The organism is uncultured Pigmentiphaga sp. (assembly GCF_937950555.1).
Lineage (GTDB): Bacteria > Pseudomonadota > Gammaproteobacteria > Burkholderiales > Burkholderiaceae_B > Pigmentiphaga.
Genome location: NZ_CALFCW010000045.1, coordinates 13,887 through 27,843 on the forward strand (window position 1 = coordinate 13,887; position 13,957 = coordinate 27,843).

The following is a 13,957-nucleotide window of genomic DNA, read 5'->3' on the forward strand; positions in this document are numbered from 1 at the left end:
ACGAACCCGCCCTCAACGCCCGCCCTGCCAGGCCTCCACCCAGTACGCGGTGGACGGGTCGCGCGCGCTGGTCGACGCCTTGCCGGCGAACTCTTCCCCTATGCCCCGCGCCAGGGCCTTGCCGTACTCCACGCCCCATTGGTCGAAGGGGTTGATGCCCCAGACCACGCTTTGCACGAACACCTTGTGCTCGTACAGCGCCAGCAAGGCGCCCAGCGAATGCGGGGTCAAGCGCGGCAGCACGATAAGGGTGGACGGCCGGCCGCCCGGATGGGCCTTGTGGCGCGCGAGCCAGGCGGCGCGCTCGGGGTCCTCGCCCTGCGCCGTGAGCGCTTCCTCCAGCACGGAAGCGGGCTTGCCGCGCAATAGCGCTTCGCGCTGCGCCAGGCAGTTCGCCACCAGCAGGCGATGATGCTCGGGATAGGGATGGTCCGGCTCGCGGCAGAGGATGAAATCCACCGGCGCGCCTTCCGGCCCCTGGTGCAGCCACTGGAAAAACGTGTGCTGCCCGTCCGTGCCTGGCATGCCCCAGACGATGGGGCCCGTGGGCAGCGACACGGGCCGGCCGTGCAAATCCACGGACTTGCCGAGCGATTCCATCTCCAGCTGCTGCAGGTACGGCACCAGGTGCGCCAGGCGCGCATCGTAGGGCGCGATATTGAGCGAGGGATAGCCGAACACGTTGCGGTTGGCGATGCCCGCCAGCGCGAGCTGCACCGGCGCATTGCGCTCGAGCGGCGCCTGCGCGAAATGCACGTCCATCGCCGCCGCGCCTTGCAGGAACGCATCGAGCGCCTCGGCGCCCAGCGCCAGCGCAATGGGCAAGCCGATGGCCGACCACACCGAGTAGCGGCCACCCGCCCAGTCCCAGAAGGTGAAGATCTGGTCCGGCGCCACGCCCATCTGCTTGGCGGCCTCCGGGTTGGCCGTAATGGCCACGACCTGGGCCCACGGGTCGGCCACGCCGCCTTCGCGCAGCCAGCGCAAGGCGCACTGCGCGTTGTTCAGCGTCTCGACCGTGTTGAACGACTTGGACGACACCACCACCAACGTGCGCTGCGGATCGAGGCCGAGCAGGCCCGCCTCGATGGCATGGCCGTCGATGTTGGAGACGAAGCGCATCTGCCGCCGCGTGCCGGCATAGCCGATGGCCGAGACCACGAGCTTCGGGCCCCAATCGCTGCCGCCGATGCCGATGTGCACCACGGCGTCGTAGCGCGCCTGGGCATCGATGTGGCGCACGAAATTGCGCACGCGGTCGCGCTCGGCCAGCACGCGCGCGGCCACGCGCCCCGGCGGGTCTTCCGCGCGCAGGGCCGTGTGCCAGGCGGCGCGGTTCTCGGTACAGTTCGCGATCCCGCCTTCCAACAGGCGTTCGCGCCAGGCGCCGAAATCCCGTTCAGCAAGCAAGGCGGCGCCTGCCGCCAGCAACTCCGGCGACTGCGCCTGCATGCTCAGGTCCACCGCCAGGCCCGCGGCCTCGAGCACCCGCAGGGAGCCCGCCTTGCGGTCCGCGCGCAGGGCGGCTTCGACAAACGCTTTCCAGGCCGCCATATCGGCAAGCGGCGTCAAGGCTTGCGACAGATATGCGGGGGCGCCTTTCAACAATGTCGATACCTCCTTCTCAGACTCAGAACGGCAACTTGGCATCAGGAGCGACGCGCAGCAGCTGCGTGCGGAAATCCTCTTGGATGCGCGCCAGCGCCGCGTCGTCGTCCGCCTCGAAACGCAACACCACCACGGGCGTGGTGTTGGAAGGCCGGGCCAACCCGAAGCCATCGGCGTACTCCACCCGCACGCCGTCGATGGTGATCACCTCCCGGGCGCCCGTGAACTGCCCTTGCTGCTGCAGGCGCTTGACCACTTCGAACTGCTCGCCTTCGGCGGTCTCCAGCTTGAGCTCGGGCGTGGACTTGGCTTGCGGCAAGGCCTCGAGCACCGCCGAGGGGTCGTCCGAGCGCGAGAGGATCTCGAGCAGCCGCGCGCCGGTATAGAGCCCGTCGTCGAAGCCGTACCACCGCTCCTTGAAGAAAATATGGCCACTCATCTCGCCCGCCAAGGGGGCGCCGGTTTCCTTGAGCTTGGCCTTGACCAGGGAATGCCCGGTCTTCCACATCAGGGGCTTGCCGCCCGCGGCAGCGACTTCCTGCGCCACGTAGCGGCTGCACTTGACGTCGTAGATGATCTCGGCGCCCGGGTTGCGGGCCAGCACGTCGCGCGCGAACAGGATCAATTGGCGGTCGGGCCAGACGATCTGCCCGGACTTGGTCACCACGCCCAGGCGGTCGCCGTCGCCGTCGAAGGCCAGGCCGATCTCGCAATCGGTCTCGGCCAGGCACCGGACCAAGTCCTCAAGATTGTGCGGGTCGGCCGGGTCCGGATGGTGGTTGGGGAAATTGCCGTCCACGTCGCAATACAGCTCGACCACCTCGCAGCCCAGCGCCTTGAAAAGCTGCACCGCCGTCGGGCCGGCCACGCCGTTGCCGGCATCGACCGCGATCTTCATCTTGCGCGAGAGCTTCACGTCGCCCACGATGCGCTGCAGGTAATCCGGCGTCACGTTCCATTCCTTGCGCGTGCCGGGCGTCGCGGCATCCATGCCCTCGCCCTTGAGCATCGGCTCGCGCAGCGCCGTGATGGCATCGCCATAGAGCGTCGTGCCCGCCATCATCATCTTGAAGCCGTTGTACTGCGGCGGGTTGTGGCTGCCGGTAATGGCCACGCCCGAGCCGGTGCCGCTCACGTGGGCGGCGTAATAGACCAAGGGCGTCGGCACCATGCCGATGTCCAGCACGTCCACGCCCCCGGCCAACAGGCCCGCCTGCAGCGCCTCGGCCAAATCCGGACCGCTCAGGCGCCCGTCCCGGCCGACGACGACTTCCTTCACGCCCGCGCGCCGCGCCGCCAACGCCAACGCGCCGCCCAGGCGACGCGCGAATTCCGGACTCAAGGGTGAGGGGACGACGCCGCGGATGTCATACGCCTTGAAGGCGGAAGCGGCAATGTCGATAGCGGAAGAGGAAAGGTTAGTCCCCACGCAAAACTCCTGGGTTGGCTTTGATATTCATCCGAGCGGACAGCTCCAAAAGGCTGAACCCACTCTATGTCTTCGTCAAATCGTGCAGATGGTAATACACAAAGACATAGCCGGTCGCATGCCCCAAGTATCCCAGGCGCGTGAGCGCAGCACGAGTCGGACAAGTTAACTAGGACTATAGATGAAGTTGACAGCAGAGAAGACGGGATACCCCGCCGGCGTAACGCTGCGTTACGCCACACACGCAAATGACACCACTCAAGCGCCAAACCCTGGCACCGTATACGTGACATTGGACGCACGGTCGTATATACACAATTCGATAGCGATGCTGTCTTGCTTCCTCCTAGCCTCGCACTGGCTCCATCCGCACGAGTACACATGCTTAACCTGACGATCAGTTTCATCGTGTCTTTTCTTGCCACCATGTTCATTGTCCGCTTGAGCCATCGCCACAGCGCCGCAGCGGACCGCGATCTCTCCGGCGTCCAAAAATTCCACGTCCGGCCGGTGCCCCGCATAGGCGGCGTGGGCATCCTGCTCGGCTGCTGCCTGGCCGTCGGGATGCTGACGGCGCGCGACCTGCCTCTCGCCAAGCACCTGGCGCTCCTCCTGGCCTGTTCGGCCGTGGTGTTCGGCATTGGCCTCGCGGAAGACTTCACCCAGCGCATCAGCCCCACGGTGCGGCTGCTGTGCGCGCTGGCAGGCGGCGCGCTGGGCGCCGTCGTACTCGATGCCAGCCTGGTCAGGGTGGACGTGCCGCTGGTGGATGCGTGGCTCGCCCTGCCGCTGGCCGGCGGCCTTGCGGCCGTGGTGTGCGTGGCAGCGCTGGTCAATGCCGTCAACATCATCGATGGCTTCAACGGCCTCGCGGCGGCGGCGGCCATGGCCATGTTCGCCTCGCTCGGCTACGTGGCCTTCAAGGTGGGGGACCCGTTCGTGCTTGGCGGCGCGCTCATCATGATCGGGGCCATCCTGGGCTTTTTGGTCTGGAACTACCCCTACGGCTTCATCTTCCTGGGGGATGGTGGCGCCTACTTCCTCGGCTTCATGCTGGCCGAGCTCGGCATCCTGCTCGTGGCGCGCAACCCGCAGGTCTCGGCCTGGTATCCCGCCCTGCTCTTCATTTACCCCATCTTCGAGACGCTCTTCTCCATATATCGAAAGAGATATCTCCGCGGCATGTCGCCCAGCCTGCCGGACGGCATCCACCTGCACATGCTGATCTACAAGCGCGTCATCCGCTGGGCGGTCGGCTCGCGCAACGCGCGGCTACTCCTGCGGCGCAACGCCAGCACCTCCCCCTACCTGTGGGCACTCAGCCTGCTCGCCATCGTGCCGGCTACCGCCTTCTGGCACCAGAAGTTCGTGCTGGTGGGCTTCCTCGCCGTCTTCGTCGCGGTGTACCTCTGGCTGTACACCGCCATTGTGCGCTTTCGCACGCCCCGCTGGCTCGTGCTGCGCAAATACACCGACAATCGAAACCGCTAGGGCGATAGTCAAAGTGATGCAAATACCGCACAAAAAAATACATTCTTAAAACAATGTAACTTATTGTAAAATTAACAACCCCTGGGGAAATGGCGCTATCCATACTGTTCAGAGGGCTATTTCATGCGAATTTTTCCGCAATTCGTTACATAGCTACATCAGGGCGTCATGCTTCCAGGCCTATGCTGGCGGCCTTACGGATTGCAACCGGCTAAAAGGCAGATACCAGCCTCAGCCGAAATGGGGAATCATGGCGGCACGTTGAAGCGGGCGCCCGGCAGCGGAGCGTTCGCTTTCCCATTGGCTGCACGTGAAGCAGTAACAAGAATCGCGGAAAACAATCATGGCTGCAGTACACACCCAATATTTCGGGACCGACGGCATCCGGGGCAAAGTAGGCGGGCCGGTCATCAACCCGGCATTCGCGCTTCGCCTGGGGCATGCCGCGGGCCAAGTGCTACGGGCGCAATCCCCGCGCGGGGCGCGGCCTGCGGTTCTGATCGGCAAAGACACCCGCATCTCGGGCTACATGCTGGAATCGGCGCTGGAGGCCGGGCTCTCTTCGGCCGGCGTAGACGTGGTGCTTGCCGGCCCGGTACCGACCCCGGCCGTGGCCTACCTCACGCGCGCGCTGCGCCTTTCCGCCGGCATCGTCATCAGCGCCTCGCACAACCCCTACGGCGACAACGGCATCAAATTCTTCTCCGCCCAGGGCAGCAAGTTCCCGGACCATGCAGAACAGGCCATCGAAGCGGCGCTCGAGCAGCCCATGGCCTGCGCCCCGTCCGAAGGGCTGGGACGCGTCAAGCGCCTGGACGACGCCGCCGGGCGCTATATCGAATTCTGCAAGGCCAGCTTCCCCCCGGAACTGGACCTCAGCGGCCTGACCATCGTAGTCGACGCCGCCCACGGCGCGGCCTACCACATCGCGCCAGACGTGTTCCGCGAGCTGGGGGCCACGGTCATTCCCATCGGCTGCGCGCCCAATGGCTTCAACATCAACGAGAAAGTCGGCGCCACCCACCCCGAGACCCTAGCCGCCAAGGTGCGCGAAACCGGCGCGCACCTGGGCATCGCGCTCGATGGCGACGCCGACCGGCTGCAAATGGTGGATGCCAATGGCCGCATGTACAACGGCGACGAACTGCTCTACGTGATCGTGCGCGACCGCATGGCGCTAGGCCCGGTAGCCGGCGTGGCGGGCACCGTCATGACCAACTACGCGTTCGAGCGCCGCATGGGCGAACTCAACGTGCCGTTCGTGCGCACGCCCGTGGGCGACAAGCATGTGATGCAGGCGCTGCAGGAAAATGGCTGGCTGTTCGGCGGAGAAAGCTCCGGCCACATCCTGTGCCTGGACCGCCATTCCACGGGCGACGGCATCATTGCCGCCCTGCAGGTGCTGGCGGCCATGCGCCGCAGCGGCAAGGGCCTGCCGGCATTGACCAGCGAGCTGCGCCTGCTGCCGCAAAAACTGGTGAACGTAAAGCTGCAACCCGACCTGCAATGGGAATCCCACCCCGGCCTGGCCCAGGCCTACCAGGAGGTAACAGCCGCCCTGCGCGGCCGCGGGCGGGTGCTCATCCGCCCCTCGGGTACCGAGCCGAAGTTGAGGCTAATGGTGGAAGCCGAGGAAGAAATGCTGGCGGCAAAATGCGTCGACCGGCTGGCGAGCAGCTTGGCTTGAAGGAGGGCGCCAGCCAGATAATCCCGCTGCCCGAACCTCACATAGCCGCATCGAATGAGATCAGCCCGATGCGACCGGCCTTCCAGGCGGGCGCGACCGAAGACGGCATTCTTTGACGCACTGTAAAGAAGATGTCTTCGTTTCGCCTATATCGTCGGGAAACCAAGGCAAAGGCAGCCCTGCGCAGTGGGTGTTTTCCCTGCGCCATACCCCATGCTGACATGGTAATCTTCGCGGTCGCTTCGAATACAGCGAGAAAAACGCACCGGAAACCCGCCAGTTCAAAGGATTGACGGATTGCGATCGCTCTACCGAGTGCCAGCTGTTCATTCGCCGAGCAGTGAATGGGGGAACGCGCAGCGCAAAGCGCTTCGATGAGCGGCCCGGCATCCGGCCGTTCCGATTGGTACAAGGTAAGAATGCTTAACAAGGCACGCGATTTTCTTCTTTCGCTTTCCCGGCCGCAAAAAATCGCGGTCATGCTGCTCGCAGACGTCATTGCCCTGCCCGCCTGCCTGGTAGCGGCCTACTATTTACGGTTGGGTGGCGGAGAAATCCTCGAACGGTACGGGATGAACGCGCCCCTCATCATGGCGCTGGCTGCCATTCCCGTGTTCTATATTTGCGGACTATATAGGAATGTCGTCCGTTACATGGATATTTCCATGTTGCGGAAGACCGGGATTGGGCTGGCGGTGTTGGCGGTCAGCACTTACATTGGCTGCGTGCTGTTGGACATGCCTGCCCCGCCCCGTAGCAGCCTCCTCATCTACTGGTTCATCGCCTTCTCTTACGTGGTGTGCTCGCGCTTCGGTGCCCGCAACCTGCTGCGCACGCCGCTGCGCAAGCACATCAAGGCGCCCCGCGTGGCCATTTATGGCGCCGGCGAAGCGGGTTTCCAACTGGTCAACGCCATGCGGACCAGCCACGCGTACACGCCCGTCTGCTTCTTCGATGATGACAACCGCTTGGCCAACAAGCACGTGGCGGGGCTGCGCGTTTTTGCGCTCAGCCGGCTCGATGAGGTGGTGCGCAAGTACGAAATCCAGCAAATCGTGCTTGCCATTCCCTCGGCTTCCCCCGAACGGCGCCGCATCATCGTCAACCAACTTTCGCACCTGAGCATACCGGTGCGCACGCTGCCCACCATGGCCGAAATGGTGGAAGGCAAGGTGCTGGAAAGCTCGATCCGCGACATCCAGGTGGAAGACCTGCTGGGCCGCAAGCCCGTGCCGCCCCGCCGCGACCTGTTTTCCAAGTGCGTGACGGGCAAATCCGTACTGGTGACGGGCGCTGGCGGCTCCATCGGCAGCGAATTGTGCCGGCAGATCGAGTCGCAAAAGCCCAGCGAACTCATCCTGCTCGACCATTCTGAATACGCGCTCTATGCCATCGAGCATGAGCTGCGCGAACGCTTTCCGGACACGCGGATCTCAGCCTACCTAGGCAGCGTATGCGAGCAGGAGTTCGTCAACCGCATCGTGCGCGAACACCGGGTTGACACCATCTACCACGCTGCCGCCTACAAGCACGTTCCGCTGGTGGAAGCCAACATGGCGGCGGGCATACGCAACAACGTACAAGGCACGTGGTGCGTGGCGCTCGCCGCCGCCCAGAACGATGTCGAAACTTGCGTCCTCATCTCCACGGACAAGGCGGTACGGCCGCCCAACGTCATGGGCGCCAGCAAGCGCTGCGCGGAGCTGATCTTCCAGGCCTTTGCGCTGCGCCCCAACAACCGCACCGTGTTCAGCATGGTGCGGTTCGGCAACGTGCTGGGCTCCTCCGGCTCGGTCGTGCCGCTGTTCCGCAGCCAGATCCAGCGGGGCGGGCCGATTACCGTCACGCACCCCGAGGTGACGCGCTACTTCATGCTCATCCCGGAAGCCGCCCAGCTCGTGATCCAGGCCGGCGCGATGGCACGGGGCGGCGAAGTGTTCGTGCTCGACATGGGCGAGCCCGTCAAGATCATCGACCTCGCGCGCACGATGATCCAGATGTCTGGACTGACGGAAAAAACCCCCGGAAACCCGAACGGCGACATCGAGATCAAGGTGGTTGGCCTGCGGCCCGGCGAGAAGCTGTATGAGGAGCTTTTGATTGGGGGGGACACGATTCCGAGCGAGCACCCCCGGATTCTGTGTTCACGGGAGCATTACCTGACGCTCAATCAACTCGAGCCCTTGTTGGATGCCCTCTATACCGCCTGCGACGGCAAATCGACGCTGGAGATCCAAACCGCGCTGCAAAAGCTGGTTCCGGAATACGCTCCCTACACCCCGCTGGCAGAGCGGCCCCCGCTGCCGGATGCCGCATTGCCGCCTTCCCCGCTCAACCAGAGCACTGCGAACGCACCCGCGTTAGTCCAAACACAACGAGCCGTCCATAGTCCGGAGGATCCAGGGGAAATCGTCGTGGGGCACGCCACATGAATACCGGTTATCTCGTCATGAGATTGTCTTCAACTTTCCGTGTCGCCTGATGGTCAAGCGATTATTCGACATCCTCGTTGCCGCCCTGGCGCTTGTCGCGCTCAGCCCGATCATCGTGGGGCTGTGCGTTGCCATCCGGCTCAAGCTTGGCTCGCCCGTGTTTTTCCGTCAAACCCGGCCGGGACTGCACGGGAGACCTTTCCAGATGATCAAGTTTCGCTCCATGCTGGATGCCGTCGGCGCGGATGGGCAGCCACTCCCCGATGCGCTGCGGCTGACGCCCTTTGGCAAGTTGCTGCGCAGCACCAGCCTGGATGAATTGCCAGAACTATGGAACGTGCTGCGCGGCGACATGAGCCTGGTTGGCCCGCGTCCGCTGCTGATGGAATACCTGCCCCTCTACAACGAACACCAAGCCCGCCGACACGAGGTGCGGCCCGGCATCACCGGCTGGGCGCAGGTCAACGGCCGCAACGCCCTCTCCTGGCAACAGAAATTCGAGCTCGACGTCTGGTATGTCGACAATCGTTCGTTCTGGCTGGACCTGAAAATCCTGTGGATGACGGTGCGCAAAGTGCTCGTACGCGAAGGCATCAGCGCCGAAGGGCAGGCCACCATGGAACGTTTCCGCGGCAACAACTCATGAAGCGCCTTGCCATCTTGGGAGCAGGCGGCCACGGGAGGGTTGTGGCCGATGCCGCAGAAGCCAGCGGTGACTGGCACGAGATCGTTTTTTTCGACGATGCCTGGCCGGAACGGCAACAAAGCGGCCCATGGCCAATTGTCGGCAACCAAGCTGCCCTCCTCACCCGGTACAGCGAGTTCGACGGGACCGTCGTAGGCATAGGCGCCAATCGCGTGCGCCTTGCAAACACCCAGGCCCTGTTGGAAGCCGGGGCACAACTCGCCACGGTCATCCATCCGCGCGCAACGGTTAGCCGCCACGCCAAAGTCGGCGCAGGCAGCGTCGTCTTCGCCGGCGCCGTGGTCAATATCGGCGCGCAAATCGGCCGCGCCTGCATCATCAACACCGGCGCCACGGTGGACCATGACTGCCTGTTGGCGGACGGCGTACACGTCAGCCCCGGCGCCAACCTTGCGGGTGGCGTCAGCGTCGGAACCTGCACCTGGATAGGCGCGAATGCCGGCATCCGGCAACAAATTTCCATCGGCGCCCACGCGGTGATTGGCGTGGGCGCCGTCGTCGTCAGCCACCAACCAGACGGAATCACTGCCGTGGGCAACCCGGCCAGAGACTTGAATAGGACTACGCCACCATGCTGAATACGCCCTTCTCCCCGTGGCCTTCATTTACCGAAGAAGAAGCGGAAGCCGTCAAACGTGTGCTGCTTTCCAACAAGGTCAATTACTGGACCGGGCTAGAATGCCGCGAATTCGAAAAAGAATTTGCCGCGTGGTGCCAGACGGAATACGCCATCTCGCTCGCAAACGGAACGGTGGCGCTTGATCTCGCCTTGAAAGCACTGGATATCGGGCCTGGCGACGACGTCATTGTGACGCCGCGAACATTTCTCGCCTCGGCGTCATGCGTCGTCAACGCCGGCGCACGCCCTATTTTTGCAGACGTCGACCTCGACAGCCAAAACATTACCGCGGAAACCATCCGCGAGGTACTGACGCCGAATACGCGGGCGGTCATTTGCGTTCATTTGGCGGGGTGGCCTTGCGAAATGGATCCCATCATGGCGCTCGCGGAAGAAAAAGGGTTCTACGTCATCGAAGACTGCGCGCAGGCCCATGGTGCCAAATACAAAGGCCGCCCGGTGGGCAGCATCGGACACATCGGTGCTTGGTCTTTCTGCCAAGACAAAATCATGACTACTGGCGGGGAAGGCGGCATGGTGACTACGAACGATCGTGCCCTGTGGGCCAAGATGTGGGCTTACAAAGACCATGGAAAATCCTGGGAAGCGGTGTACGAACGCGAACACCCGCCCGGGTTCCGCTGGCTGCACGAAAGCTTTGGCACCAACTGGCGCATGACGGAGATGCAAGCAGCTATCGGCCGCATTCAACTCTGCAGGATGGACGACTGGATCGCACGACGCAGAACGAATGCGCGGCGCATTACCCAAGCCGCACAATTGCACGCTTGCGTACGCGTTCCTGAACCGCCCGCTCACGTCGACCACGCTGCCTACAAGCACTATATGTTTGTTCGCCCCGAGGCACTGCGTGACGGGTGGAGCCGGGACCGAATCATTCAAGAAATCACCGTACGCGGCGTGCCCTGCTACCAAGGCTCGTGTTCCGAAATCTACCTAGAAAAAGCATTTGAAGGGACCGGGTATCGACCATCGGAGCGCTTGCCGAACGCGCGCCAATTGGGAGAAACCAGCCTTATGTTCTTGGTTCATCCCTCGCTCACACCCGCCGAGTTGGACAAGACCTGCGCTGTGGTGTCAGACGTCCTCACCCAGGCCCTTCGATAAAAAGGCTGCCCGTCCTAGATGAAAGTTTTGTATTTTCACCAGCACTTCTCGACCCCCCAAGGCGCAACTGGGATCCGCTCCTACGAAATGGCCCGTCGCCTAATAGAACGTGGCCACGAAGTGTGCATGGTATGCGGAAGTTATAAGGGGGGTACCACGGGGCTTACCGGCCCTTTTGTCCAGGGCAAACGGCGAGGCACGATTCAACCGGGCTTCGAAGTGGTCGAGTTCGACCTCTCGTACGGCAACGCGGACGGTTTTCTCAAGCGAACGCTTACCTTCCTGCGATTCGCGTTGCATAGCATCAAGCTGGCACTCAGCGAAAACTACGACCTAGTCTTTGCCACCACGACCCCCCTCACCGCAGGTATACCAGGAATATTTGCTCGCTGGCTGCGTCGCAAACCCTTCGTCTTTGAGGTGCGAGATCTGTGGCCTGAATTACCCAGAGCCATGGGGGTCATCCGCAATCCATTCATTTTATGGGCAATGTCCATGTTGGAATGGCTAAGTTACAAATCTGCTCACCGTTTAATTGGCCTCTCCCCTGGCATCGTGGATGGAATAGCGCGTAGAGGCATTCCTCGCGCGAAAATCACTCTAATACCGAATGGATGCGATATAGACATATTTCATGGGTCCAGCGCCCCCTGGCGACCCGCTTGCATTCTTAACACTGACCTGCTGGCCTTGTTTGCAGGGACTCATGGCAAAGCAAATGGGTTAAACGCCGTCCTAGATGCCGCAGTAGAACTTCAGAAACGTGGGCGCACAGACATAAAGATACTTCTAGTTGGGCAAGGCGCATTAAAAGATTCCCTAGTGGAAAAAGCGAAAAACATGGATCTTACAAATGTGGTTTTTCATGAACCCATGAGTAAATCTCGCTTAGCTAATCTGATGGCATCAGCCGACGTTGGCCTCCAGATCTTAGCCAACGTCCCGGCTTTTTACTACGGCACCTCACCAAACAAGTTCTTCGACTATCTCGCAGCGGGACTACCAGTATTAAATAACTATCCTGGCTGGTTAGCCGACCTCATTACTGAACATGAATGCGGCTTTGTAGTCTCCCCCGATAATCCTCAAGAATTCGCTGATGCTCTAGAATGGGCAGCTGACAACAGGGATGAGCTATTGCGAAAGGGAAGGCGAGCCCTCGCACTCGCCAAGGCCCAATTTGATCGGAAGAGCTTAAGCAACTTGTTCGTAGACTGGCTTGAAAGTACATGCACACTGCAAAGTAATAACAGCAATAGGGAGCTTACCAAGTGAAAACGCTTTGTGTCTTTGGCACACGCCCGGAAGCCATAAAAATGGCCCCTCTCGTCCAGGCTCTAGCGAAAGACAAACGATTTGAGTCGAAAGTGTGCGTAACAGGTCAGCACAGAGAAATGCTTGATCAGGTGCTTGATCTGTTCGCGATCAAGCCAGATTACGATTTGAACATTATGAAAGCCGGCCAAGATCTTACCGATGTAAGCACAGCCATCTTGCAGGGAATGAGGCATGTCTTGGCAGATTTTAGGCCTGACCTAGTTTTGGTACACGGAGACACCGCTACCACCCTAGCGGTTAGCTTATCGGCATACTACCACCAAATACCTGTGGCTCATGTTGAAGCAGGGCTGCGAACCGGTAACCTATACTCGCCTTGGCCCGAAGAAGGGAACAGGAAGCTTACAGGAGCACTGGCCAAGTATCATTTCGCTCCTACAGAAGCTTCCAAACAAAATTTGCTGCGCGAAGGCGTTGACGAAAAAAGCATATTTATCACTGGCAACACTGTCATTGATGCGCTATTACAAGTCGTTGACCGCCTAAAACAAAGCGAAAAACTACAAAAATCGTTTGACAAACAGTTTGATTTCCTAAACCGCTACTCACGACTCATTCTAGTAACAGGTCACCGTCGCGAGAGCTTTGGGGGAGGATTTGAAAGAATTTGTCAAGCGTTAGCGCAGATCGCAAGAGAGTTCACAGATACGGGAATCGTATATCCCGTTCATTTAAACCCCAACGTGCGCGAACCGGTAAATAGACTACTTTCGTCCATAAGCAACGTTCATCTTATTGAACCATTGGAGTACCTGCCCTTTGTGTACTTAATGCATCGCTCAACCCTCATTCTTACTGACTCCGGGGGCATCCAAGAAGAAGCCCCCTCTCTAGGTAAGCCAGTACTAGTCATGCGAAATACAACAGAACGTCCCGAGGCAGTAAAAGCGGGAACCGTACGGCTCGTTGGTACTTGCACAAAGAATATTGTTCGGCATACGCGGGAGCTTCTCACCGATAAAGAAGCATATGACTGCATGGCCTACGCGCATAATCCCTATGGCGACGGGAAAGCAAGCGAGCGCATCGTCAACGCGCTACTTACACCCTAATTTGATTCCAATTTACGCGACATGGAGCATCCAATGAGCTTTGAAACAATTTCCGTCATCGGGCTTGGATATATTGGGTTACCGACGGCGGCCATCTTCGCTTCTAGGAAAAAAAAAGTAATAGGCGTCGACATAAATCAGACTGCGGTCAATACCATTAATCGCGGTGATATCCACATTGTTGAACCGGAGCTTGACATCGTTGTTCGCGCTGCGGTCAGTGAAGGATACCTCAGAGCCACCACCCAACCTGAACCAGCCGACGCCTTTCTTATCGCTGTACCCACCCCTTTTAAAGGGGACCATGAACCCGACCTGTCATACATTGAGTCAGCGAGCAAGGCAATAGCTCCGGTGTTGAAGAAAGGGGACCTAGTAATTCTGGAATCGACATCCCCAGTTGGTGCTACAGAACGAATGGCACAATGGCTTGCAGAAGCCAGGCCGGATCTCAGCTTCCCCCAGAC

At 60.8% G+C, this 13,957-nt stretch carries 12 protein-coding genes; 9 read left to right on the forward strand and 3 right to left on the reverse strand.

Translation table 11 applies throughout. The annotated features are described in order from the left end of the window. Window positions 1–12: 12 nt before the first annotated feature. Both pgi and Q0319_RS11895 read right to left on the reverse strand, forming a co-directional pair. The gene (pgi, locus tag Q0319_RS11890) at window positions 13–1,554 is read right to left on the reverse strand and encodes a glucose-6-phosphate isomerase (RefSeq protein ID WP_296470195.1); all 1,542 of its coding nucleotides are present in this window, start codon (window positions 1,552–1,554) and stop codon (window positions 13–15) included. 76 nt (window positions 1,555–1,630) lie between these two features. Further along, window positions 1,631–3,037 carry a phosphomannomutase/phosphoglucomutase gene (locus Q0319_RS11895; RefSeq protein ID WP_296470190.1) on the reverse strand — a complete coding sequence of 469 codons (1,407 nt, stop codon included), beginning with the start codon at window positions 3,035–3,037 and terminating at the stop codon, window positions 1,631–1,633. Between the two features lie 381 nt (window positions 3,038–3,418). Between Q0319_RS11895 and Q0319_RS11900 the strand changes: the two genes are divergently transcribed. Both Q0319_RS11900 and glmM read left to right on the forward strand, forming a co-directional pair. Then, a complete protein-coding gene (locus Q0319_RS11900; protein WP_299452759.1) occupies window positions 3,419–4,528 on the forward strand; it encodes a glycosyltransferase in 1,110 nt (369 codons plus the stop codon). 343 nt (window positions 4,529–4,871) lie between these two features. Then, entirely contained in the window at window positions 4,872–6,215 is a 1,344-nt protein-coding gene (glmM, locus tag Q0319_RS11905; protein WP_299452762.1) for a phosphoglucosamine mutase, read from the forward strand. A gap of 37 nt (window positions 6,216–6,252) precedes the next feature. Here the strand turns inward: glmM and Q0319_RS11910 are convergent, their stop codons facing one another. After that, complete coding sequence (locus Q0319_RS11910) at window positions 6,253–6,696, reverse strand: hypothetical protein (protein ID WP_299452765.1); 444 nt, start codon at window positions 6,694–6,696, stop codon at window positions 6,253–6,255. On the opposite strand from Q0319_RS11910, the gene Q0319_RS11915 reads away from it, so the two are divergent. From Q0319_RS11915 to Q0319_RS11945, 7 genes are all read left to right on the forward strand, one after another. After that, the gene (locus tag Q0319_RS11915; protein WP_299452768.1) at window positions 6,695–8,647 is read left to right on the forward strand and encodes a nucleoside-diphosphate sugar epimerase/dehydratase; all 1,953 of its coding nucleotides are present in this window, start codon (window positions 6,695–6,697) and stop codon (window positions 8,645–8,647) included. The two genes, Q0319_RS11910 and Q0319_RS11915, sit on opposite strands and share 2 nt — an antisense overlap. A 49-nt stretch (window positions 8,648–8,696) precedes the next feature. Continuing rightward, window positions 8,697–9,293, forward strand: a complete 597-nt coding sequence (locus tag Q0319_RS11920) for a sugar transferase (protein WP_299452771.1) — start codon at window positions 8,697–8,699, stop codon at window positions 9,291–9,293. Continuing rightward, entirely contained in the window at window positions 9,290–9,931 is a 642-nt protein-coding gene (locus Q0319_RS11925) for an acetyltransferase (RefSeq protein ID WP_299452774.1), read from the forward strand. The genes Q0319_RS11920 and Q0319_RS11925 overlap by 4 nt, the downstream gene beginning before the upstream one ends. Next, window positions 9,925–11,100, forward strand: a complete 1,176-nt coding sequence (locus tag Q0319_RS11930) for a DegT/DnrJ/EryC1/StrS aminotransferase family protein (protein ID WP_299452777.1) — start codon at window positions 9,925–9,927, stop codon at window positions 11,098–11,100. The genes Q0319_RS11925 and Q0319_RS11930 overlap by 7 nt, the downstream gene beginning before the upstream one ends. Before the next feature lie 18 nt (window positions 11,101–11,118). Continuing rightward, on the forward strand, window positions 11,119–12,375 hold the full coding sequence (locus tag Q0319_RS11935; RefSeq protein ID WP_299452780.1) for a glycosyltransferase family 4 protein: 1,257 nt from the start codon (window positions 11,119–11,121) through the stop codon (window positions 12,373–12,375). Next, complete coding sequence (wecB, locus tag Q0319_RS11940) at window positions 12,372–13,490, forward strand: UDP-N-acetylglucosamine 2-epimerase (non-hydrolyzing) (protein WP_299452783.1); 1,119 nt, start codon at window positions 12,372–12,374, stop codon at window positions 13,488–13,490. Before Q0319_RS11935 ends, wecB begins: the two co-directional genes overlap by 4 nt. Window positions 13,491–13,523: 33 nt before the next feature. Then, window positions 13,524–13,957: NAD(P)-binding domain-containing protein (locus tag Q0319_RS11945; protein WP_299452786.1), on the forward strand; the 434-nt coding region annotated here is incomplete at its 3' end.

Excerpts from the sequence above, each read along its gene's own strand:
- pgi (WP_296470195.1), bottom strand. The coding sequence starts at position 1,554 with ATGGCGGCCTGGAAAGCGTTTGTCGAAGCCGCCCTGCGCGCGGACCGC.
- Q0319_RS11900 (WP_299452759.1), top strand. The coding sequence starts at position 3,419 with ATGCTTAACCTGACGATCAGTTTCATCGTGTCTTTTCTTGCCACCATG.
- glmM (WP_299452762.1), top strand. The coding sequence starts at position 4,872 with ATGGCTGCAGTACACACCCAATATTTCGGGACCGACGGCATCCGGGGC.
- Q0319_RS11915 (WP_299452768.1), top strand. The coding sequence starts at position 6,695 with ATGCTGCTCGCAGACGTCATTGCCCTGCCCGCCTGCCTGGTAGCGGCC.
- Q0319_RS11910 (WP_299452765.1), bottom strand. The coding sequence starts at position 6,696 with ATGACCGCGATTTTTTGCGGCCGGGAAAGCGAAAGAAGAAAATCGCGT.
- Q0319_RS11920 (WP_299452771.1), top strand. The coding sequence starts at position 8,697 with ATGGTCAAGCGATTATTCGACATCCTCGTTGCCGCCCTGGCGCTTGTC.
- Q0319_RS11925 (WP_299452774.1), top strand. The coding sequence starts at position 9,290 with ATGAAGCGCCTTGCCATCTTGGGAGCAGGCGGCCACGGGAGGGTTGTG.
- Q0319_RS11930 (WP_299452777.1), top strand. The coding sequence starts at position 9,925 with ATGCTGAATACGCCCTTCTCCCCGTGGCCTTCATTTACCGAAGAAGAA.
- Q0319_RS11935 (WP_299452780.1), top strand. The coding sequence starts at position 11,119 with ATGAAAGTTTTGTATTTTCACCAGCACTTCTCGACCCCCCAAGGCGCA.